The organism is Paenibacillus lacisediminis (genome assembly GCF_046567315.2).
The window spans coordinates 1-26,243 of sequence record NZ_JBKIAX020000029.1; the positions used below are offsets into that span (position 1 = coordinate 1).

A 26,243-nucleotide genomic window follows, 5' to 3' on the forward strand; every position below is an offset into this window, starting at 1 on the left:
CCGCGAAGCAGGCGGCGGGCGGCTCGGCCGTGGCCCCCACTGCGTCCCTGCTGGACCGGTGGGGGCTGAGCCCCGCGCAGCGCAGCGCGGCGGGGCAGGCGCTGCGCTTTCTGGCGCAGCCGCACAAGCTCTTGGCGCAGCCGGCCGAGCTCCCGGCGGAGCCGGCGTTGGCCACCCCGTCCAGGCAACCGGCAGCCTCGATGACGACGCCTTCGACGTCTGTTTTTGCTCAGCGGGCGGAACAACAGACCGCACCGCTTGCCGAGCGCACATTTGACCAAAAGGTTCTATCCGAAGCGGCACCGTCACCAAGTTTTCCATTTGCTTTGGGTGGCCTGCGCTCGGCGCCAAAGTCCATAACTGGATTATCGCCGTTAGGACATCGGGCTGCCTTGAAGAACTTGCTGAGGTCCATAGTTACGCCGCCGTCAGGCCTACGGCTTGCCATGCAGGCCCTTCGCTCAGCCCGGGGGGACGCCCCCCGCTTCACGCTCTTTTCCCGGCTCATGCGCCTGCTGCCCTTTGGCAGGCCGGCGGATACTCGGCCTCCTCGGTTTTTGCTGTGGGCGGTGACCGGGGCCGGCAAGACGGAAATGATATTTCCGCTGCTGCGTTACGTACTGGACAAGGGAGGGCGGGTCCTGGTGGCCACGCCTCGCCGGGACGTTGTGCTCGAGCTGGCGCCGCGGGTGGCCAAAGCTTTTCCCGGGGTACCGATGGCGGTGCTGTATGGCGGGAGCGAGCAGCGCTGGGAAGAGGCAAGGCTGTTTATTTCCACAACCCATCAGTTGCTGCGTTTTTACGAGGCGTTCGATTTGGTCATCATCGATGAGCTTGACGCGTTTCCGTACCATAACGATCCGATGCTGGAATTTGCCGCGGAGGCGGCCTGCAAAAAAGATGGACGATTCATCTTTCTGTCCGCCACGCCACCCCCGGCCATGCAGCGGGAAATTCGCGCCGGCAGGCTGCCCCATGCCAAAGTGCCGGCCCGTTTCCACGGCCATCCGCTCCCGGTTCCGGTTCGGATTGCGATGGATCCGGTGATGACCTGTCTGCGCCGCCGTTCTCTCCCGCGTTGCCTGCTTCGGCCTCTGGAGGAATCGGTCCGCCGCGGCGCGCAAATTTTTGTGTTCATCACTCGCATCCGGCAAATCGAGCCGTTTACGGCGCTGCTCCGGAGCTGTTTTCCCGGGCTGCCGATGGCGGGAACCTCTTCCCAGGACTGGGAAAGGAGCCGGAAGGTGCTTGATTTCCGCGAAGGAAAAATCAGGCTGCTGGTGACGACGACGATTTTGGAGCGCGGCGTTACGGTGCCGCGAAGCGATGTATACATATTGGATGCGGACAGCGACCTATTCGATGAAGCATCCCTCGTGCAAATGGCCGGGCGTGCGGGGCGCTCGAAGGATGACCCGAACGGAACGGTGGTGTTCGCCTCGCGCGAATGGACGAAATCCCAGCGCGGAGCTCTGCGGCAAATTCGCTGGATGAACAAAGCCGCGCTAAGGGACGGTTTTTTGAAACAAAAGGAGGTAGTCTAAATGACGAAGTCATCCCAAAATTTGACGGTTCGGGGACCCCGCAGAAGAAGACGGAGCGGGACGCGGGTCTATGCGGCGGACGGCAGGCTCCGCCTGCCATCGCCAGAAGTTCATTACGCCTTGACGGAGGGGAATTCCCCTTTGACGGGGTTGTTTTCCTCGCTGCACACTCTGCTTGCCCCTCCGGGAATTCCGTGCTTAACCTGCGGCAAAACGATTTCCGACCGCGTCCGGGGATACCCGGAAATCTGCATGTCCTGCTACTTGTCGATCCCTTGGATCAAGCAAACCCGCTGCCAGATTTGCGGGCGGCCCGTAGGCTGTCCGGATTGCAGCAGACCCGAACGGTCGCACTCCAGTTTTGTGATGAACCGCAGCGCGGTGAGCTACAATGCGGTGATGCGGGAATGGCTCGCTCAATATAAGTTCCGCGGAAATGAATCTTATGGGGCCGTGCTCGCGAGAATGACCGCTCAAGCTCACAGGGCGATGCTGCGGGAACTGGAAGATGCTAATGGCTTTGGGCGTTTCCGGTTTGATGCCGTTACCTATGTGCCGGTCAGCGGCGACCGCATGCACGAGCGGGGATTTAACCAGGCCAAGCGTCTGGCCTACGGCGTTGCTGCCGCCGGACATCTCCCACTGCTTAGTTTGGTGGAACGCTCACGGCATACCGAAAAACAAAGCTTTAAAAGCCGTTGGGAACGGCTGCGGGATTTGCATGACGTATTCCAGCCGTCAGCCCATGGGGTACAGCAGCTGTCGGCGGTTCTGACGGCTGCCGGGCGGAAGCGGAACGGTTTCTCCATGCTCGCCGACCGCTGGTTTGGCAAATACACCCCCGCCGAGCATGTCGCCGAGTCCGGTGTAGCGGGGACGGGACAGTATCCCGTTTCAGCGGCCCTTACTTTTCCGGGTACAGCAGCTATGAAGTTTGCCGATCCTTCTGCGGCCCCCATACGGATCGTTCTGGTTGATGATGTGTATACGACAGGCAGCACCATTGAATCGTGCTCCAAGGTTTTGCATGACATTTGCGGGCGGTTGGGCCGGCAGGCGGAAGTTTACAGTTTGACGTGGGCCCGTTCCTGAATCTTACATTTTTCTGTAAAAAATATAGACGAACCCCCCTTGAATAGAGTAATCTAACATTATATAGATGTTATGTGAAGGGACGATTAAGCATGGGTATGAATCTTGGGAATTGCCCGCGTTGTGGAAAATTGTTTGCCAATAATTTCAGAGACATCTGCCCCTCTTGCATTAAGGAGATCGAAGAGGAGTACGAGAAGTGCCTGAATTATTTGCGTGAGGAGAAATTGGCCACAATTCAGGAGGTCCACGAGGCAACGGGCGTTTCGATCCGGCAAATTACCAAGTTCATCAAGGAAGGGCGCATTTCGGTTGCCAACAACCCGAATATGACGTATCCTTGCGAGGTATGCGGAGTGCTGATTCGGGAAGGTAACATGTGCGATTCCTGCCGTACCCGGTTGACTCGTGATTTTGCCTCGGCCGCGAGGGAAGAAACACAGAAGCTGGCGGGCCAAAACGATAAATCAGGTCATGGAGCCTACAGCGCCATGGACAAATTCCGCAGTCCGTAATCGACAAAAAGACCGATAGTTCGGTATAATATTCTTTATAAACCAATAGTTCGCTATTAAAAATGATTCAAACGCCGCCGATAAACTTAGTAAAGATTATCGGCTTTTTTATTTGGAAAGAAAGGTGGAGCCCATGAAAATCAACGAAACCGGACGGGCCGGAGCCATTAACAATTATCAGCGCCAACTGGATTCCCAGCGTAAAGATACAGACAGTAAAGCACGCCGCAAGGACGAACTTTCTATTTCCGAGGAGGCCAAAGAACTTCTCAAGGCGCAGGAGGAAGGCATGGATACAGAACGCGCCAAAAGAATCGAGGAGTTGAAATCGCAGGTGTCCGCGGGAACGTATCAGGTAGACGCCAAGAAACTGGCGGAGAAGCTGGTTCCGTACTTTAAATCTTTTTTTAATGATAATTAGGGGGCGGCTATGTCAGTTCAGTTAATCATCGACAGTCTGTCGCAAATGGATCAGCAGCAGTCGGCTTTACTGGAAATCATGTTGCAAAAAAAACAAGTAATACTGGACCGGGACTTTGATGAACTGGTACGCATCTTGTCGCGTGAATCCAAAATGCTGAAATCGATTGAAGAGCTGGAACAGCAGCTTCTAACGGTTGCCCAGACTTTTTTGCAGTCCAAGGGGATCAAATCAAAACTGAACTTGACGATTACGGAAATATCAAAACTCGTCTTTGACCCTGAAGAGAAACGGATGCTGATGGAGTTTAAGGAGAAGCTGGAGAGCCGGTTGGCTGAAGTGAAACGGGCGAATGCGCTGAATCAGGAATTGATTAAGCAGAACCTTTCGTTCATCGACTTTTCCTTGAACCTGCTCACCGGCTTCGAGGATGACGATGCGACCTATTCGCCGCCGACGGGACAGGACAGAAAGTCCGCGACCCGAAGAATGTTTGATACAAGAGCTTGATTCATAAAGAAACGCGTAAAGGAGATGGGATAAATGACCTCCACTTTTCATGGAATAGAGACCAGCAAACGAGCGCTTTTTGTAAATACGGTATCGATGCAAACCCTGGGGCATAATATTGCCAACGCCAACACGGAAGGGTATTCCAGACAGCGGGTGAACTTGACCGAAGCGAATCCGATCTGGGCTATGGGGATGACGAAAAGCCAGCAGCCGGGACAATTGGGGACCGGGGTTGAGTACACCAGCATTACCCGGGTAAGAGACAGCTTCCTGGATACGCAATTTCGCCGGGAAAATCAGCTGCTAGGCTCTTGGGAAGTGCTGAATTCGACGATGACCTCCATTCAGAACATTTTGAACGAGCCTTCGGGCAACGGACTTAGCTCGGTCATGGATGATTTCTGGAATTCCTGGGAGACCCTGAACCGCGATCCATCTCTCCTTAGTGCACGTGTAGCCGTGGCCGGGGCTGCCAGCAACATGGTGGATACGTTGAAGCACATTAGCGAATCGCTGACCAATTTAACGACCGATGTGAACTCCAACATCGATAAGAAAGTACAGGAAGCCAACAATATTGTGGAAAATATCGCGCGCTTGAACGTGCTGATTCGCGACAACGAAAGCTTTGGCGACCATGCCAATGACTACCGGGATCAGCGGGATTTGCTGTTGGATAAGTTGTCGACGATCGTTGACGTCCAGTATACCGAGGATGAAAACGGCATGGTCAACATTACGTCCGCAGGTGTCAATGTTTTGGATGGAGAAGCGGTAACCGCTTTGACTGCGGCCAATGCCACCACGGCAACGGCGGGTCAGCTGTATGGATACGTTCAATCGCTGCAGGAAACCGACTTGATCCGCAACCAGTTGAACGGTATGGTCAGCACGCTTGTGTCAGGGGATATTAAAGTCACTTTAAGCAATGGTTACATCACTTCCAGTGATATTGTCGCTTTGAACGATGTGACGGTGGAGGGCATGGGGGTAGTTGTTGCCGGCACCACGATACCAGCGGGCTCCAAGATTACCTCATCGATGGATGTCATGGTGAAAGGCTTCAACGGACTTCATCAGTTGGGTTATACACTTACCGAGCCTACGACTTCCGGTATTCCCTTTTTCGTATCCAACGGCGGTACGTTTGCGATTGACAATATTCAAGTGAATCCCGAAATTCTTGCCAATACGAATAAAATTGCTGCCTCATCGCAGTATGAAGTTGTGAATGGAGTAAATAAGGTTATCCGCGGGAACAGCGACATCGCAAACGCCATTGCCAGCCTGCGGGACGGCATCTTTACCTTCCCCAACGCGTTAACTTCACTGTCCCAGGGGACAACGGACGATTATTTCCGGGCATTGACCGCCGATCTGGGGATTCGGGCCAGCAATACGGAACGCAACTTCAATAATCAGCAAACAATGGCGGACAACCTGCAAATTCAACGCCAATCCGTCAGCGGCGTCTCGATGGACGAAGAATTGGCCGACATGATTCGTTTTCAACAGGCCTATAACGCTGCCGCCCGAAATATGACCACGGTGGACGAAATGCTCGACCGGGTCATCAACCAAATGGGCCGGGTAGGTTTATAACATAGATAGCTTGTAGCTTTGGATTTATAAGGAGGTTTATGGAATGCGTGTAACGGGTATGATGCAGAACTTGCAGCTATTAAAAAACCTGCGAAACATCAACACGGCGATGACAACCGGCCAACAGCAGCTGGCAACCGGCCAAAAAATCAGCAAACCAAGCGACGATCCGGTCGGAACCGGCTATCAAATGCGCTACGATACCGACTTAGCGCGGAGCGACGAGTTTTTGACGAATGCGCAGACAGGCACGGAAATTTTGAAAACGATGGACGCTTTACTGCAGCAGGCGAGCGATGTGTTGAAACGTTCGCGTACGCTGGCGTTGCAGGGTGCCAACGGGACATTGGATGCGCAGCAAAGACAAACGATCTCATCGGAAATTAAACAATTAAAAGAGCAATTGGTTACGATCGGTAACAGCACCTTTAACGGCAGATATTTGTTTAACGGTCAGAAAACGGATCAGGCTCCCTATACCGTAGCTGGAGCGGCTAACGCGCAAACGGATCCCGGATTGTTTTATCTTAACGTAAGCCCGTCCGTCAAAGTGCCGGTAAGCATTACCGGTGAAGTTGTTTTCGGAGCAGCCGGAACGGATAATGCCTTTAAGGTTATGGACGATCTGGCGAATGCGCTCGATACCAATAATGAGGCCGGAATTCAGACAGCCATCGATAATATCGACGTTACTTCCGACCGGCTTAATGTGAGTTGGTCGGAGATCGGGGCGCGGATGAACCGGTTCGAATTAATGACAAACCGGATTCAGGATGAACAGGTAAATATAAAGGAACAAAGATCAAACGTAGCCGACGTGGATTTTTCGCAAGCAATCGTAGATTTGAAGATGAAAGAAAATGTTCTTCAAGCAGCCCTGTCTACGGGAGCGAGAATTATGCAAACCTCGCTGGTTGACTTCCTGCGATGATTAGCGCCATTCTGCCAAATGACTGGGGGAAGTATAGACCGGCGGAAATTAATGTTCGCCTAACTCCCCCCGAATTGGAAACCGATTGGACAAGCGTTTATGATGATTTGGATCTGAAACGTCCGCGTTCACTTACGAGGGAATTAGATGGACAAGCTCAGGCGGCGGTTTTAAGGGACATTTCTTCCAAGGCTCAAGAAGGTGACCGGGTAGCGAATATTTCCTCAGGCGAAAAAAACGTGTTTGGTCACATTGCCCATGAAAGATATATGCGAAAAGGGCAAAAGGAAGTAACGATCGAAGCTCTTCCAAGGCAGGGAGTAATTATCGACTTCCGGATTTATCCCCCAGAAATTCAAGTTGATCCGAGAGGAGCACTTCCAAAATGATGCAGATTCATAGTGAGACATACGGGGTGCTTGAAGTCAAAGAAGAGCAGATTTACTCCTTCGAACCCGGAATTTTGGGTATTCCTGAGATCAAGCAATATGCATTACTGCCTATGCAGGATACCCCTTTCTATGTATTGCATTCTTTAGAGGACGAAGTCAGCTTCATTTTACTTCCTTCTCATCAGGTGGTTGAGAACTATAGCTTTCGCCTTCCGGAAGAAATCGTGGATTCGCTTCAGCTTGCATCACCGGATGAAGTGGGCGTGATGCTTATTGTGAACTTCCAGTCGAGCGAACTGTTTGTAAACCTGATGGCTCCCGTCCTTCTTGCTCCGCATTCGCAAAAAGGATGCCAGTATATTATCAAGGATCAGGAGTTTCCGATCCGGCATCCCCTTCTTATACAAAAAGGAGGCGTGTAGATGCTGGTCCTGAGAAGGAAAATCGGAGAAGCGGTCATGATCGGAGACGAAATCCAAGTGCAGATTTTGGGGATCGAAGGCGATCAAATCAAGCTTGGCTTCTTGGCCCCTAAGGATGTATCTATTTTACGCCAAGAGTTGTACCAAGGAATCGTTGCCGAAAATTTGGCAGCAAAGGAGCAAACCAGTCTATTGCAGCAAGAACAAATCCTGGACCTGCTAAAAAAATTTAAAATGTAAATCATTTTGAAGGTAGGTGGGTTAGGTTATGAACCTGAATCGGTTGGATGCGAATGTTCAAGAGTTAAGGTCCGGGGATTACGGCTTGTCAAAGACGACCCCATCTCTTGCTCAAAACAGCAGCAAAATTGAAGAGCAAAGAGTTCATGCGCTGACAAAGGAAGAACAGACAAAGCTGGAGGAGCAAATCAAGAAGCTTAACGAGTCTATCGCGGCCTCAGGCAAGGAACTCAGATTTAAGTACAACGATGATGCGGAGCAACTGTACGTAGAAGTGCTGGATGCAAAGACGCAAGAAGTCTTAAGTAGCCTGCCGCCGGAATTTATCATCGATCTTTCGGTCAAGATGAAGGAATTAATCGGCATGTTTTTTGATGAAAAAATTTAAAACGAGAGGAAGAGGTGTAAATTATGGGAGTTGCTTTATCGGGTTTGGCATCCGGTATGAATACCGGAGATATCATAAAAGGCTTAATGGATATTGAAAGAGTTCCTTATAAGAAACTGGAAACCAAAAAAAGTACAATTTCAAACAACAAAAGTATTTTTAATAGCATTAATTTGAAATTGAAAAACCTGCGGGACGCAGCTTCGGCTTTCACGGACCTCGGTTCTTTTCAAGTCAGCAGCGCAGTCAGTTCCGACACGACCAAATTGACGGCTACGGGCGGAGGATCTTCGGTCAACGGCAATTATACCGTAGAAGTTACGAAATTAGCCAAGCAGCAGATGAATGCAACAACCTCGATTCAGGTTAAGGATGCGGACGGCAAAGACATAAAGTTTAGCGCTGATGATCTGGCCGCAGCCAGATCGATTTCGATTGGGGGAAAGAGTATTGTCCTGAGCGACGATCTGGACTTAACCAATAAAAGTTATAGTGATGCGCTTTCGACCATCGCAGGGCAAATCAATAAGCAGTTCGGCGATGTTCAGGCTTCCGTCGTTCAAACATCCGATGGATATAAAAGCTTGGTCGTCACGACTAAAGACGGGAAAACAATCGATATGAGCGGTACCGGCTCGTTTACTCTAGAAAATAAAGTGGCGGCGCAACCGGCTATTTTAAAAGTTAACGGTATAGATATTACCAGTTCCAGCAACACGGTAAAGGATGCGATTCCCGGGGTAACCCTGCAGTTGTTGGCCGAAAACACCAAAGTTAATGTAGAGGTCAAACAGGATACGGATAAGATCGCCGAAAAGGTGCAGACTTTTGTCGATGCATACAATGATGTTGTTAAACTCATTCGCGAAAATACCAAAAAGATTGAGAACAAAAAGGATGCGGACGGCAACTACATCGATTTTAAAACGAATCTCCAAAGCGACTCTTTGCTTAGACAGTTGAACTCAGAACTGTATGATATCGTTAGTACTGTTTCCGGCAGCTCCGATAACCTTAGACTTTTGAGCGATATTGGCCTGGAAATCGATAAAGGGAAAAAATCAGCTTCGGACATGACCGGGGAGCTTTCCTTTGATAAAGATGTGTTTAAGAAGAAATTGACAGATAATCCGAGCGCTGTAGAAGAATTGTTTAATGGCGAGAACGGGCTGGGAACCATAGCCAAGGACCGGTTATATAACTATACTAAGGCCAACGGCCTGATGGCTTTGAAAATGGAAGGGCTCGAACAAGACATCGATTTTATTGATGAACAAATGGAGAATATGGATGCAAGATTAAAGCTAAAAGAGGAGAGGCTTACGAAACAATTTACCCAAATGGAAGTAGCGATGTCTAAGCTGCAAAACCAACAATCCTGGATGGCCGGCCAGCTAAGTTCGTTAATGTCGTCCAGTAGCTGATCGTTTTTATAGTTCCTTTTAGGAGATGAAAAATCCATGGCTATGCCCAATGCTTACCAAAGCTATCAAAAAAATAAATACGAGACGGCCTCTCCTCACCGTCTCACCTTAATGTTGTACAATGGAGCCGTGCAATTTGCCGAACGTGCCCATAAGGCCATTTTAGACGGAAGTTTGGAAGATACCAACAAGTACATACAGAAGGCCCAAGACATCATCTATGAATTGATGACCTCTTTAAATGAGCCGGGAGGCGGCGAGTTGGCTCGTAATTTAAAAAATATTTATGTATATTTGATTGATAGGTTAGTGCAGGCTAACATCAAGAAAAACGCCGACTTTGTCGAAGAGGTTATCCGTCATCTCAAAGAGTTGCAGTCTGCCTGGGAGCAAATCGGAAAGGAAGTCAGCCTTGGATAATCACGACACTTCAATCATGGCGGAATATCGGGAGCTTTACGGCCAATTGCTTGAGTGTACGAAACATCAGTTGGAGTTATTATCGGCTGAGGAGTCGCTGGAACGCATGACGGAAGTTTATTTGCAGTCGGCGGAAAAGTGGGAGGAGATCAGAGGCCGGATTGATCGTATGACTATGGAATTTCCGACTTTAAAAGATATTCAGGATGCAGCTTTGGCAGAGATGATGAAGAACATCCAGACTTACCTGCAGATGATTGAAGCCTGGCTCAGCGATTCGATCCAAGAAACGGGCGGTGATTTACGAACGGTAAAGGACCAGAAGATGCTGATGAACGCTTATTACGGCATGAATCGAAGAGGATATCATTCTTTCTATTTTGACGAAAAAAAATAAAAAAATTCTTTGGATAGGTATAAAGTTATATTTTAACGATGCCGATATATTGATTAGGCCACAAGGATGTAGCCAATATAAACCAATCACGGAGGATGATTAGAATGGGAATGTTTATTAACACGAACGTTGGCGCATTGAACGCTAACCGAAACCTGAACTTCAACAACACGTCAATGGGTAAGACAATGGAAAAATTGTCTTCCGGTTATCGTATTAACCGTGCTGCGGACGACGCTGCAGGTTTGGCGATCTCCGAAAAAATGCGCTTCCAAATCAATGGTTTGACGCAAGCGCAACGCAACGCTCAAGACGGTATCTCCCTGATTCAAACGGCTGAAGGTGCTTTGACTGAAGTTCACTCCATGCTGCAACGTTTGAACACGTTGGCTAACCAAGCAGCAAACGGAACTTACGACAGTACTGACCGCGCTAAGATCCAATTGGAAGTTAACGAGCTTGTTGGTGAAATCAGCAACATCGCTCAAACGGTAAACTTTAATGGTATCGACCTTCTTAAAAGTAGTGGTTCTGTTTCTTTCCAAATCGGTTCCGATGCCAATACGTCGATTTCGGTTACTCTTGCAGGAATGAAGCCAGGTGATCTTGATCTTACGGGATTGTCCGTTGCCGGTAATGATGCAGCTGCTGCAAATAGTGCCATTGCAAAAGTTAAGGCTGCAATTAGTACTGTTTCCACTCAACGTGCTACTTTTGGTGCCGTACAAAACCGTCTGGAACACACTGTCAACAACCTGGGCGTAATGGTTGAGAACTTGTCCGCTTCCGAATCGCGGATTCGTGACGCTGATATGGCTACTGAAATGACTTCGTTCACGAAGAACCAAATCTTGGTGCAAGCAGGTACAGCAATGTTGGCTCAAGCTAACTCTGCTCCACAATCCGTTCTTAAATTGCTCGGATAATATTTAACCTTTTTTACGGACCCCCTTTTGGGGGTCTTTTTGCTTTATTTTACCTATACACTTAAGTTGCTTTTATTCCGATATAATAGATATATTTCAATGAGGGCGTGAACGAAATGAAGGTAATGATTAACCAGCAGCAAGAACAAGTCATTGGCGGATCGATTGAGCAGCTTGATAAATGGTGGAAAGAGGCGACGGGCTCTATTTTTCAAACGGGGCAACTTATCCATTGCGTTGAGATTGACGGCAAAATCTTTTATGACGGATACGAACAATATCTATTTCATAATGTGGAGCGAATACAGTGCGTTAATATTAATAGCTTGTCCAGATTGGAAAGTATCGTGTCTACTGAGCAAGAGTTGGATCAATACCTCTGTCGATTTATTCCGGCGGCCAAAGGTGTCGCTAATCGGTTATATGGTGGACTTAATGAGGAGAATGTGGGCTTATTGTCACAAGTTGTACAGGGACTGGGATGGATAAGCAGTGCCCTTGATTTAAATGTTAAACTTTATTCTGAGGAAGCAGGGAATCTTCCGGAGTATCTTACTACAGTGGCTTCAATAAGTCAGTTTATTGGCACTTTGCATGACAATATACAGAATGATGATTTTGTAGGAGTGAGTGATGTGTTGGAATATGAAATCATTCCTGCTCTCGAAAATTATCATTCGCTGTATAAGGAAAAGGTGTCAGCATGAAATTGTTGAAAGCTAACGAACAGATTTTACATAACAAATATCCTGAGTTGGCTAGGGTTATTGACTACAATGTTCCTGATCGGGAACGATATGAAGTGGTTTATACGAAAAACAATGAGTTTAACCTGAAGCGGCACGAAGATGGCATAGAATACTTTTACCATAGTAAATATAATGCCGAAGTGGAAGCTGTTAGATGGATTCAGGCAACGATGGATGGGAAATCAGATAATGAAGGGCCTTTACTGCTGTTTGGAGTGGGAATGGGCCATTTTCTGAAAGCTGTATTGGAAAAGACCGAGGTTAAACAGATCATTGTATATGAGCCTGATATAAATGTATTCCATAGCATGTTACAATACCAGGATGTCAGTGGATTGTTAGACAATGATCGGGTTAAGATGGTGGCTGTGGGAGAACATGAGCTAATCCTTTTAGAGCTAGCAAGTTATATCAGTGAACAGTTATCTGGAACAATTACACTGATCGCTGCACAAATATACAGACGGCTATATAAAGAAACGTTTATTCAATTAGAAAAAGTGATTATAGAAGCAGTCCGCAATAGCAAGTCAAACTTTCAAACTTTTCAAAGATATCAAATGGAATGGGTGCAGAACATCCTTTATAATATCCCGCATTGTATTGTAAATCCTTCTATAGCCGCTCTTAAAGGAATTAGCAATAACGGGGTGATAGCTGTTATCGGTTCGGGCCCATCATTACAGGAAGATATTCATTTACTTGAGCAATTGAAACAAAAATGCATTCTGATTGCAGCGGGTTCCAGTATTCAGATTTTACAGCACCATAATATTGACCCCCATTTGATCGTAACCATGGATGGGGGGATCCCGAATTTAAATGTATTTAAAAATATAGATCGTGGACGAACTCCCTTGGTCTTTGTAAATCAAAGTCATTATCAAATTCAAGATATCTATCAGTCGGAGATGTTTCATTCCACTTTTGAAGGCGATACGATAAGTCAATATTTGCTGGAGGGGCATAAGGGGCCCTCATTTGAACCAACTGCATCAGTCACCGGAACAGCCATGCAATTAGCGGCTTATATGGGCGCAAAGGATATCATTTTGCTTGGGCAGGATCTATCTTTTCCTGATCAAAAGTATTATAGTGCTGGAGCTAATCATGTGACAGAACAAGGCTTGGACAATGCTTTAAGGAATGCAACGGAATATGTAGAAAACGTATCTGGCGGCATGAATCCTACTAGTGCGGTTATGACAATTACACGTAAAAATATAGAATTTATTATCTCTGTTCTACAGCTTAATGGAATAAGGTTTATAAATACTTCTTCCAAGGGAGCAAAAATAAAGGGTGCCGAGTGGGAAAGCCTTGAGGACATCATAAAGGTGTTGCAGGCAAATCAGGTGCCTGCTTTGCATAGTTTAAATGCCATTTCAAAAACGGAAGAAAACTTAAGTGAGAAAGTTTCGAATAAAATGAATCATATATTAAATGAAGCCAAAACACTGGATAAAAGTTTGACTAAGATAAAGCAAGAATTGACTTCAATGGCTAAGAACGTAAAAACCAAAAACGCAAATAATTTAAACAAAAATTTATTGAAAGTCAATAAGCTATGGCAATCAATAACTGATCAAGACATTTTTAAGTATTTTCACAGTTTTGGACTGGCTTATCATATCAACCACTATATGAGATTTGTTCCCAAGATCGTTGACGCAACGAATCCATTCACGAAAGCTGCATTAATTATAGAGCACTTAGGCAAATTAGTAGATGAACTAATTTCTTTTAACCCCAAAATGACTAATTATATCCAACATTCTCTTCATCGCATGGATCAATTGCATCAGCAGGAGGAACAGCTGTGAGTTTATATAGAGGTAAGAAAATTTTAATAACCGGGGGAACTGGGACAATAGGCCAGCATCTCGTTAGACATTTGTTGCAGGAAGAACCCGGTGTTATTCGCATATTTAGCAGAGATGAATTCAAACAGTTTGAAATGGCTCAAGAGCTGCAGCAATATGCTAAACAGTTGCGTTTCTTAATAGGCGATGTAAGAGATGCGCAAAGATTGTCTCGGGCCATGGCGGACGTAGATTTTGTCTTTCACTGTGCTGCTATGAAGCATGTCCCGGCATGCGAATATAATCCTTTTGAAGCCGTTCAAACAAATATAATCGGAACGCAAAATGTAATACAGTCTGCACTGGAAGCTAGAGTGAAAAAAGTCATTTTTGTGAGTACAGACAAAGCCATTGCCCCAACAAATACTTATGGTGCATCTAAGTTAATGGCCGAACGTCTAATTTCTTCTGCACAATACCAAGCGGGTTCAGCCAATACCACATTTGCAGCTGTACGTTTTGGAAACGTTATGGGATCAAGAGGATCTGTCATACCACTTTTTAAAAAGCAGATCGAATCTAAGCGTAAAATTACAGTTACTCACAAAAATATGACTCGTTTTATGATGACTATGGAGGAAGCCACTGAGTTAACCCTTAAAGCTGCAGATTTCGCTCAAGGCGGAGAGGTTTTTGTATTAAAAATGCCTGTAGTTAGATTGGAAGATCTAATTAATGCTGTAATTCTAGAAATGTCAAAAAAAATAGGAGTAACTCCTGAAGAAATAGAGATTGAAGAAATTGGTTTGCGGCCCGGTGAAAAAATGTATGAGGAACTTATGACGGAAGATGAAGGAAACCGGGCAAGAGAATTAAAGGAAATGTTTGTCATTCCAAATGAATTTTATAAAAAGGGAGATTATCCAAATTCAAAGCCTGTTGAAGATGGGAAGTATAGCTCAGAGGATCAAAAAACGTTGGAATTTAATGAGGTAACAGAGTTGCTAATACGTTCACGGGCTTTGGTCTGATAGAACGATATAAAGGCTATTTGCAGTTTATCATGAGTGAACGAAAATCCATAAATACCGGACAAGGTATACTTGTTGGTGGACAAAGGAATCGTGTTCGGTGGGATGAGCGGGTTATGGCTCCATACTGATAGCGGTTCTTTTTCGATATACGTGGGATCAATTTCCAATAAATAAATTCTCTATTCAGTAGAGTAAAATGCCGATATATTATATAACGATAAAAAAAACTACATTCGTTTAACTTTTGCAATTTCGTCATTTGTCGGGGGGATATAATTGATAGCAATTATAGGTGGCGCGGGTTATATAGGCTCACACATGGTGAAGTACTTGCATGAATTAGATGAACCTATTGTTGTATTCGATAATTTTAGTACAGGTCACAGAGAGTTGGTTCCCCAATCTGTTAATTTGGTTCAAGGTGACTTGGCTTCCATAGAGGATTTGCGAGGCTTATTTTCTCAATATCCAGCTATCGATTCAGTTATACATTTTTCTGCATTTGCATACGTAGGTGAATCAGTAGTAGCTCCATCTAAATACTATCGTAATAATTTAGCTAATACAGTGAATTTATTAGATGTCATGTTGGAGGCAGGCGTGAAACATTTGGTGTTTTCGTCTACTTGTGCTACCTATGGAAACCCTGTATTTTCGCCCATAACGGAAGAACACACGCAAAACCCCATTAATCCGTACGGAAGAACGAAATTAATGATGGAGCAGATGATCGAAGATTATGCTGCTGCATATGGCATCAAGTTCGCAGCCTTGCGTTATTTTAACGCCGCGGGTGCAGCTCCGGACGCCTCGATCGGAGAGTGGCACGAACCTGAATCTCATCTGATTCCATTAATTATGGATGTGGCTATCGGGAAAAAAGAGTCCATCCATGTGTTTGGAGCTGATTTTGATACTCCTGATGGAACGTGTATAAGGGATTATATCCATGTCATGGATTTGGCGGATGCTCATTATAAAGCACTGAAATATATTGCGGAAGAAGGACAAAATCTAAAGTTAAATCTCGCAAACGGTCAAGGTTATTCCAACCTGCAGGTTATAGACGAGATTGAAAATATAACGGGATTAAAGATCAATTACTCCATTACAAGTAGGAGACCGGGGGATCCTGGACAATTAATTGGTTGTGCAGACAAAGCAAAACAAGTAATTGACTGGGAACCAAGTTATAATTTGAAACAAATTATTGAAACAGCTTGGACTTGGCATAAGAGAAAATTCGGAGGGCAGTCATGAAAAGGATATTAGTGACGGGTGGCGCTGGTTTTTTGGGATCACACCTAATAGATCGTTTGCTAGAGCAAGGGCATGAAATTGTTTGTGTAGATAATTTGCAGACAGGCTCAATTAAGAATATTGATCATGTAATGGATGCCATTACTTTTATTCAGCATGATATTACTGAGCCGCTTCCTGAACTGGGTGTGTTTGATGAGATTTATAATCTGGCTTGCCCTGCTAGTCCTATTCATTACCAAGCCAATCCAATACATACGTTCAAAACAAATGTACTGGGCGCTCTCCAATTGCTTGAAATTGCACGGAAATGTGGTGCGAAAATTCTGCAAGCTTCGACTTCTGAGGTATACGGAGATCCCATAGTACATCCACAACCTGAGCAATACTGGGGGCATGTGAATCCCATTGGAATTCGCAGCTGCTATGATGAGGGTAAGCGTGGAGCGGAGACACTATTTTTTGATTATGCAAGAATGTATGGTGTTGAAATTAAAGTTGTGCGTATCTTCAATACGTATGGTCCAAGAATGGATGCCCAAGATGGACGAGTTGTAAGCAACTTTATCGTTCAATCTTTGAAAAATCAGCCACTTACTGTATACGGGGACGGGAAGCAATCACGTTCATTTTGCTATGTAGATGATTTGGTAGAAGGCTTTATACGCATGATGGCAACTCCAAAGGAAATAACGGGTCCTATCAATCTTGGGAATCCAAACGAATTTACGATGCTAGAGCTTGCTGAAAAAGTAATGAAGTGGACGGATAATGAATCACCGTTGCTATTCGAGAAGCTGCCGCAGGACGACCCTAAACAACGTCAACCCATCATTGATGAAGCAAAGCGAGTGCTGGATTGGGAGCCAAAAGTGATGTTAGATGAAGGCTTGCAACATACGATTGCTTATTTTATAGAAAAGATGAAAAACTAAGATGCTATGTAATCAACATAAGGGTGGTTTGGACAGTATGAATGTAACAATAATTGGAACGGGTTATGTAGGATTAGTTACGGGAGCAGTTTTATCTGAAATCGGACATACTGTTACTTGTCTAGATATTAATGAGCAAAAAATTGCAGTGTTGCAATCTGGTAAATCACCAATTTATGAACCAGGACTAGACGAAATACTGGAACGTAACATTACCCAAAATCGTTTGTTTTTTACAACGAACTTAATGGATGCTTTCCGAAATACAGAAGTTATTTTTATCGCTGTAGGGACTCCGCAAGGGGATGATGGGTCTGCGGATTTAAGGTATATTGAACAGGCGGCTAAGGATATTGCTACTCATGTGGAACACGATGTGATCGTTGTCGTAAAAAGTACCGTCCCTGTAGGAATGAATGATCGGATAGAACAAATGATTCGGAGTAAGGTGAAACCAGGTATACATGTAAACGTGGTATCAAACCCCGAGTTTTTACGTGAAGGACACGCAATTAACGATACATTCCATGGTGACCGGATTGTTATTGGGGCAGAGGATGAAGAAGCTGGTTATACTGTTGCAGCTTTGTTCAGTGCTATCGATATTCCTGTCTTGCATACTGACCGCCGAAGCGCGGAAATGATCAAATATGCGTCCAATGCTTTTTTGGCAGTGAAAATAAGCTATATTAACCAAATCTCCAATCTTTGTGAGAAGATTGGAGCAAATATTCATGCTGTAGCTGATGGGGTAGGGATGGATCAGCGAATTGGCCGTGCATTTTTGAATGCGGGGTTAGGCTATGGCGGATCCTGCTTTCCAAAGGATACGGAGGCTCTTACATGTTTAGGGCGTCAACACAATGTCTCTGTAAGCATAGTAGACTCTGCCATTAAGGCGAATAAGGATCAGCGCCTACTCTTTATCAATAAAGTACTGAAACATTTCAATGGTAATGTGAAGGATAAGAAGATTGCAGTGTTAGGATTAGCATTTAAGCCAAACACGGATGATATGCGAGAAGCGCCTTCGATTGATATTATTAAAGCTTTAGTAGCTAGGGGAGCTATGATTACCGCTTATGATCCTGTAGTAAAGCATACAGAGCTGTTGAGTGATGTATCGATCGTGTATGCAGAGACAGCTGATGCATGTGTAGAACATGCAGAGCTAATACTTCTCGTAACTGAATGGGCAGAATTTACAGAAATATGTAAAGCCAACCATGATAGAGTATTATATGGCAGAACGCTTTAGTTTTTTTGCATGATTCTATTTAAAACTACTATTGAAAGAGTGAAGTATATGAAGATTCTAGTAACAGGAGCGGACGGATTTATAGGTTCACATTTAACGGAGCAACTTGTGCGTCAAGGTTATGATGTACGGGCTTTTGTTTACTATAACTCCTTCAACTCATGGGGCTGGTTAGATCACGCTTCAAACGATGTAAAGTCACAGTTCGAAGTGTTTTCAGGTGATATTCGTGATCCGTACGGTGTTAAGCAGGCGATGAAGGGATGTACTCATGTCTTGCACCTGGCTTCCTTAATTGCTATTCCGTATTCTTACCATTCACCGGATACTTATGTGGATACGAATATTAAAGGAACATTGAACGTTGTTCAAGCAGCACGTGAACTTGATATAGAGAAAGTTGTACATACTTCCACAAGTGAAGTTTATGGTACGGCACAATACATTCCTATTGATGAAAATCACCCTCTGCAAGGCCAGTCTCCGTATTCAGCTTCTAAAATTGGGGCGGATCAGATTGCATTATCCTTTTATCGTTCGTTCAATACACCAGTTTCCATCTTACGTCCATTTAATACGTATGGACCGAGACAATCTGCAAGAGCAGTTATTCCAACTATCATTAGTCAGTTAGCCAATGGCAAATCAACGATTAAGTTGGGTGCTATTAGTCCAACACGTGACTTTAATTATGTAAAGGATACCGTAGAAGGATTTATTACTGTGATGCAATCTCCAAATTCAATTGGCGAGGTCATCAATATTGGCTCAAATTATGAAGTTGCAATTGGAGAAACTGCCCAGCTTATTGCTGAGATTATGGGTGTTAACCTCACCATTGAGACAGATGAACAACGTCTGCGCCCCGAAAAAAGTGAAGTAGAACGACTTTGGGCAGATAATAAAAAAGCACTGGAATTGTTAGGATGGAAGCCTGAATACGGGGACAAAGAAGGATTGAGGAAGGGGTTAAGTGAAACGATTGAATGGTTTACTGATCCTGAGAACTTATCCAAGTATAAGGCAGATGAATATAACGTATGAACAATCAATGGAAGCAATTTGCAGACAGTATTAAGCTGGCTTATGGTAAACCATTTGTTCCTTTACATGAACCTTCCTTTAATGAGAAGGAAGTTGATTATGTCACGGATTGTATTAAAACGGGGTGGGTATCTTCTGTTGGATCTTATGTAACATCTTTTGAAGAACAACTAGCCCGGTTTGTTGGTGTGAAACGAGCCGTTGCTGTAGTTAATGGTACAGCAGCATTGCATATCTCATTAAAATTAGCTGGTGTAAGAGAAGATGACGAGGTTTTAATGCCTGCACTTACTTTTATAGCTACGGCAAATGCGGTCTCTTACTTGCAGGCCATTCCACACTTTATAGATGTTAATTTAGAAACATTGGGTGTAGACCCGTTTAAGCTTGATTGTTATTTAGAGCAAATAACAGAGTTGCGTCAAGGAGCTTTGTATAATAAGCAAACGAATCGTCGAATTAAAGCATTGGTGCCCATGCATACGTTCGGTCATCCTTGTATGATGGATGAGCTAGTAGCGTTATGTGAGAAATACAATTTAGTACTTGTGGAAGATGCAGCAGAATCACTTGGAAGTTTTTATAAGGGTAAACATACTGGAAGCTTTGGAGAAGTTAGTGCTATAAGCTTTAATGGGAACAAAATCATAACGACAGGCGGCGGCGGGGCAATTCTTACCGACAATGAGGAGTGGGCGGATTACGCTAAGCATTTAACAACGACTGCTAAGGTGCCTCATAAGTGGGAATATGTACATGATGAAATCGGATATAATTACCGCATGCCTAACATTAATGCTGCTCTAGGAAGTGCACAACTTGAGAAATTGAAAGACTTCCTTGCACAAAAAAGAGCGTTAACAACATACTATGAGAAATTAGTGTCAACGATGGAAAACGTAAAACTATTTACAGAGCCTGCGAATACACACAGTAACTATTGGCTACAAACACTTGTTATAGACGAGTCGACCACGAGTATTGAACAATTGTTAGATTTTCTAAATGAACAAGGTATAATGAGTCGACCCATTTGGTCACCTATGCATAAACTTGTGATGTATCAAAATTGTCCTAGGTCAGATTTAACGATAACTGAGCAATTATGTAGAACTGTCATCAACATTCCAAGTACGCCAATAAGTGAGGTGAAAACAATTGAGTCGTAAGGTTTGTGTTGTAACTGGAACTAGAGCTGAATACGGATTGTTGTATTGGTTAATGAAGCGCATTAAGGATGATCATGAGTTAACATTACAGTTGCTTGTAACCGGAATGCATCTCTCGCCAGAGTTTGGGATGACATACCAACAGATTGAAAAAGACGGCTTTACAATAGATGAAAAAGTAGAGATGTTGCTTTCTAGCGATACCACTACGGCAATTACGAAGTCGATTGGTATGGGAGTTATTGCATTTGCTGACTCCTTTAAAAGATTAGATCCAGACATAGTAGTTGTTTTAGGGGATAGATTTGAGATTTTTGCAGCTTCGCAGGCAGCAATGATCATGAGAATACCAATTGCACATATTCACGGTGGTGAGTTAACTGAAGGGTTAATCGATGATCCCATACGACATTCTATTACGAAGATGGCACATATTCATTTTACTGCTGCTGAGGTTTATAAAAAGCGTGTGATCCAAATGGGTGAACAGCCCGAAAGGGTACATAATGTAGGTACATTAGGGATAGAGGGAATTAAAAGCATTAACTGTCTCAGCAGAGAGGAACTATCGCATCGTATCGGACTAACTTTGGACAAGTTTTTTCTAGTGACACTGCACCCGACTACGTTGCAAAATAGTACGGCCGAAATGCAAATTCAAAGTTTATTGAAGGCATTAGATAGATTTCCGGAGCATCAAATTATATTCACTAAAACTAACGCTGACACAGATGGTCGAATTATAAACCAATACATTGAAAGTTGCGTGAAGGATAATTCCGAGCGAGCTTGTGTGCATGACTCTTTAGGACAGTTGAGATATTTAAGTGCGATTCAACACTGTGAGCTGGTTGTTGGAAATTCATCTAGTGGGCTGCTTGAAGTTCCATTTTTCAGAAAGCCTACTGTTAATATAGGTTTGCGTCAAAGAGGCCGATTAAAAGCAGAGTCTGTTATAGACTGTTCATTTGAAGTAGATGAAATCGTTCAAGCTATACAAAAAGGCCTATCAGTCCCTTTTCGCCGACAAATAGAAAAAATGCCTATGGTTTATGGGGAAGGTAATACTTCAGAGCAAATCGTAAAGGTACTACGAGAGCAAAATCTTGACGATATTCTGATGAAACGATTTTATGATTTAATGAGGTAATTATGAAAATATTATTTATTGGCTGTGTTAAAACTAGTGAGGTATTTTTAAAGGCCATTTTTAATAAAACAGATGCCGAAATTATAGGTGTAGTAACAAAGACACAATCTAATTATAACGCCGATCATGTCGCGCTTAACGGTTTTTGCGAAGAACATAAAATTGATTGGTTGGACTATAGCAACAATGAGCAGCTACTGCAATGGGTAAAGTATAAAAGACCGGATATCATTTATTGCTTCGGTTGGTCCTATTTATTGCCGTCGGACATATATTCGCTACCGCCGCTAGGTGCTGTAGGCTATCACCCTACGTTATTGCCTCGTAATAGAGGCAGGCATCCTATTATTTGGGCACTTGTGTTGGGACTGCAAGAAACAGGCTCTACTTTTTTCTGTTTGACGGATATTCCCGATGCGGGAGATATTTTAAGCCAACAAAAGGTTACTATTGATCCATTTGAAGATGCTAATTCACTTTACAATAAATTGTTAGTAGTTGGTGAAAAACAAGTAATAGAGCTGACTAACAATCTCATGAACCATCATATAACACCTATTAAGCAAAACGAGCAGGAAGCTTCCTACTGGAGAAAGAGAAGTAAAAAAGATGGAAAGATCGATTGGCGAATGAGCAATAAATCGATTGTCAATCTCATAAATGCACTGACAAAGCCATATGTTGGTGCTCACTTTGAACATGAACATAAAGATATTATTGTGTGGAAAGCAGTCATTGAAGATTCACCTGTTAATGACTATATTGAACCAGGAAAAATTATATATGCTGATAAGAATACGTTCGTTGTAAAAACTGCAGATGGGTGTTTGCGCGTCTTAGAATACGAGGGAGACTTTAGAGCTCAAGAAGGGGAATATTTATGAGCAAAAACATAGTTGTTATAGCTCCGCATCCTGACGATGAGACGCTAGGGTGTGGCGGGACATTATTAAAGCATGCCCAAGCAGGAGATAACATATATTGGCTTATTGTTACCAGGTTGGGAGACTCTTATTCGGAGGAAACCAAAAATAGAAAAGCTGAAGAAATAGTTCAGGTTTCGAAGTTGTATCCATTTGAAAAAGTGTTTGAATTGGGATTTGATACGGCTACATTGGACCAAATCTCAGATGGGATTTTAATAGAAAAAATAAGCAAAGTATTTCAGGAAATAAAGCCTAATATTGTGTATGCACCATATCCAAGTGATATACACTCGGATCATAAAGCAGTGTTTGATGCAACCATGGCATGTACAAAATGGTTCAGATACCCTTATGTGGAAAGAGTATTGATATACGAGACGCTATCCGAGACCGATTTTACAATTAATCCTGACAGCAACGGATTTAGACCCAATGTGTTTGTAAATATTGAACCCTATCTTGCAAAGAAGATAGAGTTAATGAGAATTTTTAAATCAGAAATTAGTGAATTCCCGTTTCCGCGTAGTGAAAAATCCATTACATCACTTGCTTACATTAGAGGAGCCGCCGGTGGATTTGAAGCTGCAGAAGCATTTATGTTGTTAAAGGAGAGAGTATTATGAAGACCTATATTATTGCAGAAGCGGGCGTCAATCATAATGGCTCCATAGAATTGGCAAAAAAGCTTGTAAAAGTTGCTAAGGACGCAGGTGCTGACGCAGTTAAGTTTCAAACTTTTAAAGCGGAGAATTTAACTACAAAACAAGCAAAACAAGCAGATTATCAAGTTGAAAATTTAGGCGAAACAACTTCACAATTTGAGATGTTAAAGAAGTTAGAATTAAGCTATGAGGAGTTTGTAGAACTGCAATCTTTTTGTCAAACGGAGCAAATTGAATTTTTATCAACGCCATTCGATTTCGAGAGCGTTGATTTTTTAGTCGATGAGCTCCAGCTTTCTAAAATTAAAATTCCATCTGGAGAAATTACGAATGCACCATTTCTTCACTATATTGCAACAAAAAAAAGACCAATTATTTTATCGACGGGTATGGCAGTAACGGAGGAGATCCATGAAGCATTAGCTTTTATTGCATATGGGCTTGCCAAGCCAACTGAACCGGTTGTGCTAGAGGATGTATTAGCCTTTTACGAGAGTGAGGAAGCTAAGGAATTATTGCGAAAATACGTAATGTTACTGCACTGTACGACACAATATCCGGCACCAGTAGATTCCATTAACTTGAATGTTATCAATGAAATGAAAAAAACGTTTCAACTGCCTATTGGCTTATCTGACCATTCCGAGGGCATTCATATTTCAATGGCAGCAGTTGCGCTAGGGGCTCAGGTTATCGAAAAGCACTTTACGTTAGATAGAGAGCTAGAAGGTCCGGATCATGTAGCATCCTTAACTCCGGATGAACTTAAGTCGATGATAAGAGGTATAAGGGAAGTTGAGCTTGCTTTAGGTGATGGTATTAAGCGGCCAAATGAGGTCGAACTTAAAAATCGCATTCCAGTACGTAAAAGTCTAGTTACTAAAAAAGCGATAGAAGCCGGTGAGCTGTTTACAACGGATAACTTGACGATTAAAAGACCGGGAAACGGTATATCTCCTAATCAATATTGGAACTATATTGGACAGCCTGCATCTAAAAAATATGATGAAGATGAATTAGTATAATAACGAGGTATCCACGATGAGAATTGGTTTCTTTGGTGATTCCATATGGGCGCAAAAAGCTTTAATACGGTTAATTGAGGATAATAAGTATGAAGTAGCTTTTGTCGTACCTAGATATCAGAATCCTGATTTGCAACTCATTGAAATGGCATCCAAGCATCATATACCTGTTCTGAAAATTAAAAATGTAAATGATGAGAATTTTTTAGAGCAAATAAAACGACTAAATATTGACCTGAATGTGTCGATGTCGTTTGACCAAATTATAAAAAAAGATCTAATTCATGTTGCGCGAAGGGGGTTTATTAACTGTCATGCAGGCGCTCTTCCTTTTTATAGGGGGAGAAATATTCTGAATTGGGTACTTATTAACGGCGAACAGCACTTTGGGGTCACGGTGCATTATATAGACGAAGGAATCGACACAGGAGATATTATTTTACAGCATATAGAACCGATAAGCTTGCAAGATACTTACAATGATTTGCTCATAAAATGCTATGATATTTGTCCCGATATATTAATAAAGGCGATCCATGCTATTTATGATGGGACCGCAGAGCGGATACAACAATCAACTATTCATCCAGTAGGCTTCTATTGTGGTAAACGAATGGAAGGGGATGAAATCGTTAAGTGGGAATGGACCTCGGAAAGAATCTACAATTTTGTTCGTGCCATCTCATATCCAGCGCCTTATGCTCAAACGAGATTATCGAATAATCAAACCATTAAAATTGCAAAGGCATCCTTAATAAAGGATGCGCCTATTTACATAGGAACATGCGGAGAGGTTGTTGGAAGAGATCATAGAGGAATTGTAGTGAAAACTGGAGATTCTACCATTCTAATCGAAAAGATTGTGTCCGATGAAGGCGTGTCTGTGCATACACCGCAATTTCCAATCGGGTGTAGATTTAAATAGATAAGGAAGGTATCTCATATGAAGTTTTGGCATAAGGCACTTGTACAATCTAACAAAAATCTACTATACACGATGAAAGTTATTGAAGAATCTACTCTGCAATTTGCAGCAGTTATAGATGAAAACTGGAAATTACTTGGGACGGTTACAGACGGAGATATTCGTCGTGGCATATTGCGAGGGGAAGGATTTGAAGTATCTATTACCTCAATTATGAATTCTAGCCCTATTACGGCACAAGTAGGGAAACAACCTCATATCTATAAGCAAATCATGAAGTCTAAGATGTTAAGACAATTGCCGATTGTTGATGAGAATAATCGAATTGTCGATATTTTATTCATGGATAAATTAGAGGCAGTTATAAATCAAAATAGTGTTGTTTTAATGCTGGGCGGATTAGGGACCAGGCTGCGTCCGCTTACTAATGATATCCCTAAGCCAATGTTGAAGGTTGGAAATAAACCTATTTTAGAAACCATTATTGAAAGCTTCAAGCAATATGGTTATTCGCATTTTATATTTTCGGTAAATTATAAAAAGGAAGTTATTCAAAGTTATTTCCAAAATGGAGAAGCTTTTGATGTGCAAATTGATTATGTAGAAGAAGAGAAGCGAATGGGGACAGCGGGGGCACTTTCTTTGCTGAAAGACCGACCGGAAGCACCGTTTTTTGTAATGAACGGCGATCTGCTAACACAAGTGAATTTTGAACATCTGATGCAGTTCCATTTGTTACATAACTCTATGGCAACGATGTGTGTAAGAGAGTATGAATATCAAATTCCTTACGGTGTAGTTGAAACAGAAGGCACTAATCTAATTAAAATTAAAGAAAAACCTGTTCATCGTAGCTTTGTTAATGCAGGTATTTATGTGCTTAATCCTGAGGCATTGGATTACATTCCGAAAAATGAATTTTATGACATGCCCTCTTTTTTTGAACAGTTAATTTCAAAAGGAAAGGCGTCAGCAGCTTTTCCGATACATGAATATTGGCTTGATATTGGGCACTTAACTGAGCTTGAACGGGCGGGTAAGGAATATACTAAAATTTTCATGAAAGAAGACTTTTGA

General features: G+C 43.4%; 29 protein-coding genes. All 29 read left to right on the plus strand.

Annotated features, from left to right (window positions below; translation table 11 throughout):
* Positions 1-1,544 (plus strand): helicase-related protein (locus tag ACLD72_RS31005; RefSeq protein ID WP_458476500.1); only part of this gene is annotated, 1,544 nt, incomplete at its 5' end.
* Positions 1,545-2,636 (plus strand): ComF family protein, encoded by a 1,092-nt coding sequence (locus tag ACLD72_RS31010; protein WP_411003097.1) that lies wholly within the window; start codon positions 1,545-1,547, stop codon positions 2,634-2,636.
* Between the two features lie 98 nt (positions 2,637-2,734).
* Positions 2,735-3,151, plus strand: coding sequence for a TIGR03826 family flagellar region protein (locus ACLD72_RS31015; RefSeq protein WP_411003099.1), 417 nt, complete (start codon positions 2,735-2,737; stop codon positions 3,149-3,151).
* A gap of 133 nt (positions 3,152-3,284) precedes the next feature.
* Complete coding sequence (flgM, locus tag ACLD72_RS31020) at positions 3,285-3,572, plus strand: flagellar biosynthesis anti-sigma factor FlgM (RefSeq protein ID WP_251591905.1); 288 nt, start codon at positions 3,285-3,287, stop codon at positions 3,570-3,572.
* A 9-nt stretch (positions 3,573-3,581) separates the two neighbouring features.
* Complete coding sequence (locus tag ACLD72_RS31025) at positions 3,582-4,082, plus strand: flagellar protein FlgN (protein ID WP_411003096.1); 501 nt, start codon at positions 3,582-3,584, stop codon at positions 4,080-4,082.
* A 33-nt stretch (positions 4,083-4,115) separates the two neighbouring features.
* The gene (gene flgK, locus ACLD72_RS31030) at positions 4,116-5,687 is read left to right on the plus strand and encodes a flagellar hook-associated protein FlgK (protein WP_411003095.1); all 1,572 of its coding nucleotides are present in this window, start codon (positions 4,116-4,118) and stop codon (positions 5,685-5,687) included.
* Positions 5,688-5,730: 43 nt separating this feature from the next.
* Positions 5,731-6,618: a flagellar hook-associated protein FlgL gene (flgL, locus tag ACLD72_RS31035; RefSeq protein WP_411003094.1), complete on the plus strand. Its 888-nt coding sequence runs from the start codon at positions 5,731-5,733 to the stop codon at positions 6,616-6,618.
* Positions 6,615-7,007 (plus strand): DUF6470 family protein, encoded by a 393-nt coding sequence (locus ACLD72_RS31040; RefSeq protein ID WP_411003093.1) that lies wholly within the window; start codon positions 6,615-6,617, stop codon positions 7,005-7,007. The genes flgL and ACLD72_RS31040 overlap by 4 nt, the downstream gene beginning before the upstream one ends.
* Complete coding sequence (gene fliW, locus ACLD72_RS31045; RefSeq protein ID WP_411003092.1) at positions 7,004-7,432, plus strand: flagellar assembly protein FliW; 429 nt, start codon at positions 7,004-7,006, stop codon at positions 7,430-7,432. Before ACLD72_RS31040 ends, fliW begins: the two co-directional genes overlap by 4 nt.
* Complete coding sequence (csrA, locus tag ACLD72_RS31050) at positions 7,433-7,672, plus strand: carbon storage regulator CsrA (protein WP_213509716.1); 240 nt, start codon at positions 7,433-7,435, stop codon at positions 7,670-7,672.
* A gap of 28 nt (positions 7,673-7,700) precedes the next feature.
* The gene (locus tag ACLD72_RS31055; protein WP_411003091.1) at positions 7,701-8,060 is read left to right on the plus strand and encodes a flagellar protein FlaG; all 360 of its coding nucleotides are present in this window, start codon (positions 7,701-7,703) and stop codon (positions 8,058-8,060) included.
* Positions 8,061-8,083: 23 nt separating this feature from the next.
* On the plus strand, positions 8,084-9,484 hold the full coding sequence (gene fliD / locus ACLD72_RS31060) for a flagellar filament capping protein FliD (RefSeq protein ID WP_411003090.1): 1,401 nt from the start codon (positions 8,084-8,086) through the stop codon (positions 9,482-9,484).
* 36 nt (positions 9,485-9,520) lie between these two features.
* Positions 9,521-9,904 carry a flagellar export chaperone FliS gene (gene fliS, locus ACLD72_RS31065; RefSeq protein WP_411003089.1) on the plus strand — a complete coding sequence of 128 codons (384 nt, stop codon included), beginning with the start codon at positions 9,521-9,523 and terminating at the stop codon, positions 9,902-9,904.
* Entirely contained in the window at positions 9,897-10,301 is a 405-nt protein-coding gene (locus ACLD72_RS31070; protein WP_411003088.1) for a hypothetical protein, read from the plus strand. The genes fliS and ACLD72_RS31070 overlap by 8 nt, the downstream gene beginning before the upstream one ends.
* A gap of 104 nt (positions 10,302-10,405) precedes the next feature.
* Complete coding sequence (locus ACLD72_RS31075) at positions 10,406-11,227, plus strand: flagellin N-terminal helical domain-containing protein (protein ID WP_411003087.1); 822 nt, start codon at positions 10,406-10,408, stop codon at positions 11,225-11,227.
* 116 nt (positions 11,228-11,343) lie between these two features.
* On the plus strand, positions 11,344-11,934 hold the full coding sequence (locus ACLD72_RS31080; protein WP_411003086.1) for a hypothetical protein: 591 nt from the start codon (positions 11,344-11,346) through the stop codon (positions 11,932-11,934).
* A complete protein-coding gene (locus ACLD72_RS31085) occupies positions 11,931-13,799 on the plus strand; it encodes a motility associated factor glycosyltransferase family protein (RefSeq protein WP_411003085.1) in 1,869 nt (622 codons plus the stop codon). The genes ACLD72_RS31080 and ACLD72_RS31085 overlap by 4 nt, the downstream gene beginning before the upstream one ends.
* Positions 13,796-14,809 (plus strand): UDP-N-acetylglucosamine 4,6-dehydratase family protein, encoded by a 1,014-nt coding sequence (locus ACLD72_RS31090; RefSeq protein WP_411003084.1) that lies wholly within the window; start codon positions 13,796-13,798, stop codon positions 14,807-14,809. Before ACLD72_RS31085 ends, ACLD72_RS31090 begins: the two co-directional genes overlap by 4 nt.
* A 279-nt stretch (positions 14,810-15,088) precedes the next feature.
* The gene (galE, locus tag ACLD72_RS31095; RefSeq protein WP_411003083.1) at positions 15,089-16,072 is read left to right on the plus strand and encodes a UDP-glucose 4-epimerase GalE; all 984 of its coding nucleotides are present in this window, start codon (positions 15,089-15,091) and stop codon (positions 16,070-16,072) included.
* Positions 16,069-17,007, plus strand: a complete 939-nt coding sequence (locus ACLD72_RS31100; RefSeq protein ID WP_411003082.1) for a UDP-glucuronic acid decarboxylase family protein — start codon at positions 16,069-16,071, stop codon at positions 17,005-17,007. Before galE ends, ACLD72_RS31100 begins: the two co-directional genes overlap by 4 nt.
* A gap of 37 nt (positions 17,008-17,044) precedes the next feature.
* Positions 17,045-18,265: a UDP-glucose dehydrogenase family protein gene (locus ACLD72_RS31105; RefSeq protein ID WP_411003081.1), complete on the plus strand. Its 1,221-nt coding sequence runs from the start codon at positions 17,045-17,047 to the stop codon at positions 18,263-18,265.
* Between the two features lie 48 nt (positions 18,266-18,313).
* Positions 18,314-19,309, plus strand: coding sequence for an NAD-dependent 4,6-dehydratase LegB (locus tag ACLD72_RS31110; RefSeq protein WP_411003080.1), 996 nt, complete (start codon positions 18,314-18,316; stop codon positions 19,307-19,309).
* Entirely contained in the window at positions 19,306-20,478 is a 1,173-nt protein-coding gene (locus ACLD72_RS31115; protein ID WP_411003079.1) for a LegC family aminotransferase, read from the plus strand. Before ACLD72_RS31110 ends, ACLD72_RS31115 begins: the two co-directional genes overlap by 4 nt.
* Before the next feature lie 52 nt (positions 20,479-20,530).
* Positions 20,531-21,628, plus strand: coding sequence for a UDP-N-acetylglucosamine 2-epimerase (gene neuC / locus ACLD72_RS31120; protein WP_458476501.1), 1,098 nt, complete (start codon positions 20,531-20,533; stop codon positions 21,626-21,628).
* Positions 21,629-21,630: 2 nt separating this feature from the next.
* On the plus strand, positions 21,631-22,512 hold the full coding sequence (locus ACLD72_RS31125) for a methionyl-tRNA formyltransferase (protein WP_411003077.1): 882 nt from the start codon (positions 21,631-21,633) through the stop codon (positions 22,510-22,512).
* On the plus strand, positions 22,509-23,177 hold the full coding sequence (locus ACLD72_RS31130) for a PIG-L deacetylase family protein (protein WP_411003076.1): 669 nt from the start codon (positions 22,509-22,511) through the stop codon (positions 23,175-23,177). The genes ACLD72_RS31125 and ACLD72_RS31130 overlap by 4 nt, the downstream gene beginning before the upstream one ends.
* Positions 23,174-24,241, plus strand: a complete 1,068-nt coding sequence (gene neuB, locus ACLD72_RS31135) for an N-acetylneuraminate synthase (RefSeq protein WP_411003075.1) — start codon at positions 23,174-23,176, stop codon at positions 24,239-24,241. Before ACLD72_RS31130 ends, neuB begins: the two co-directional genes overlap by 4 nt.
* 16 nt (positions 24,242-24,257) lie before the next feature.
* Complete coding sequence (locus tag ACLD72_RS31140; protein ID WP_411003074.1) at positions 24,258-25,166, plus strand: methionyl-tRNA formyltransferase; 909 nt, start codon at positions 24,258-24,260, stop codon at positions 25,164-25,166.
* Between the two features lie 18 nt (positions 25,167-25,184).
* Entirely contained in the window at positions 25,185-26,243 is a 1,059-nt protein-coding gene (locus ACLD72_RS31145; RefSeq protein WP_411003073.1) for a nucleotidyltransferase family protein, read from the plus strand.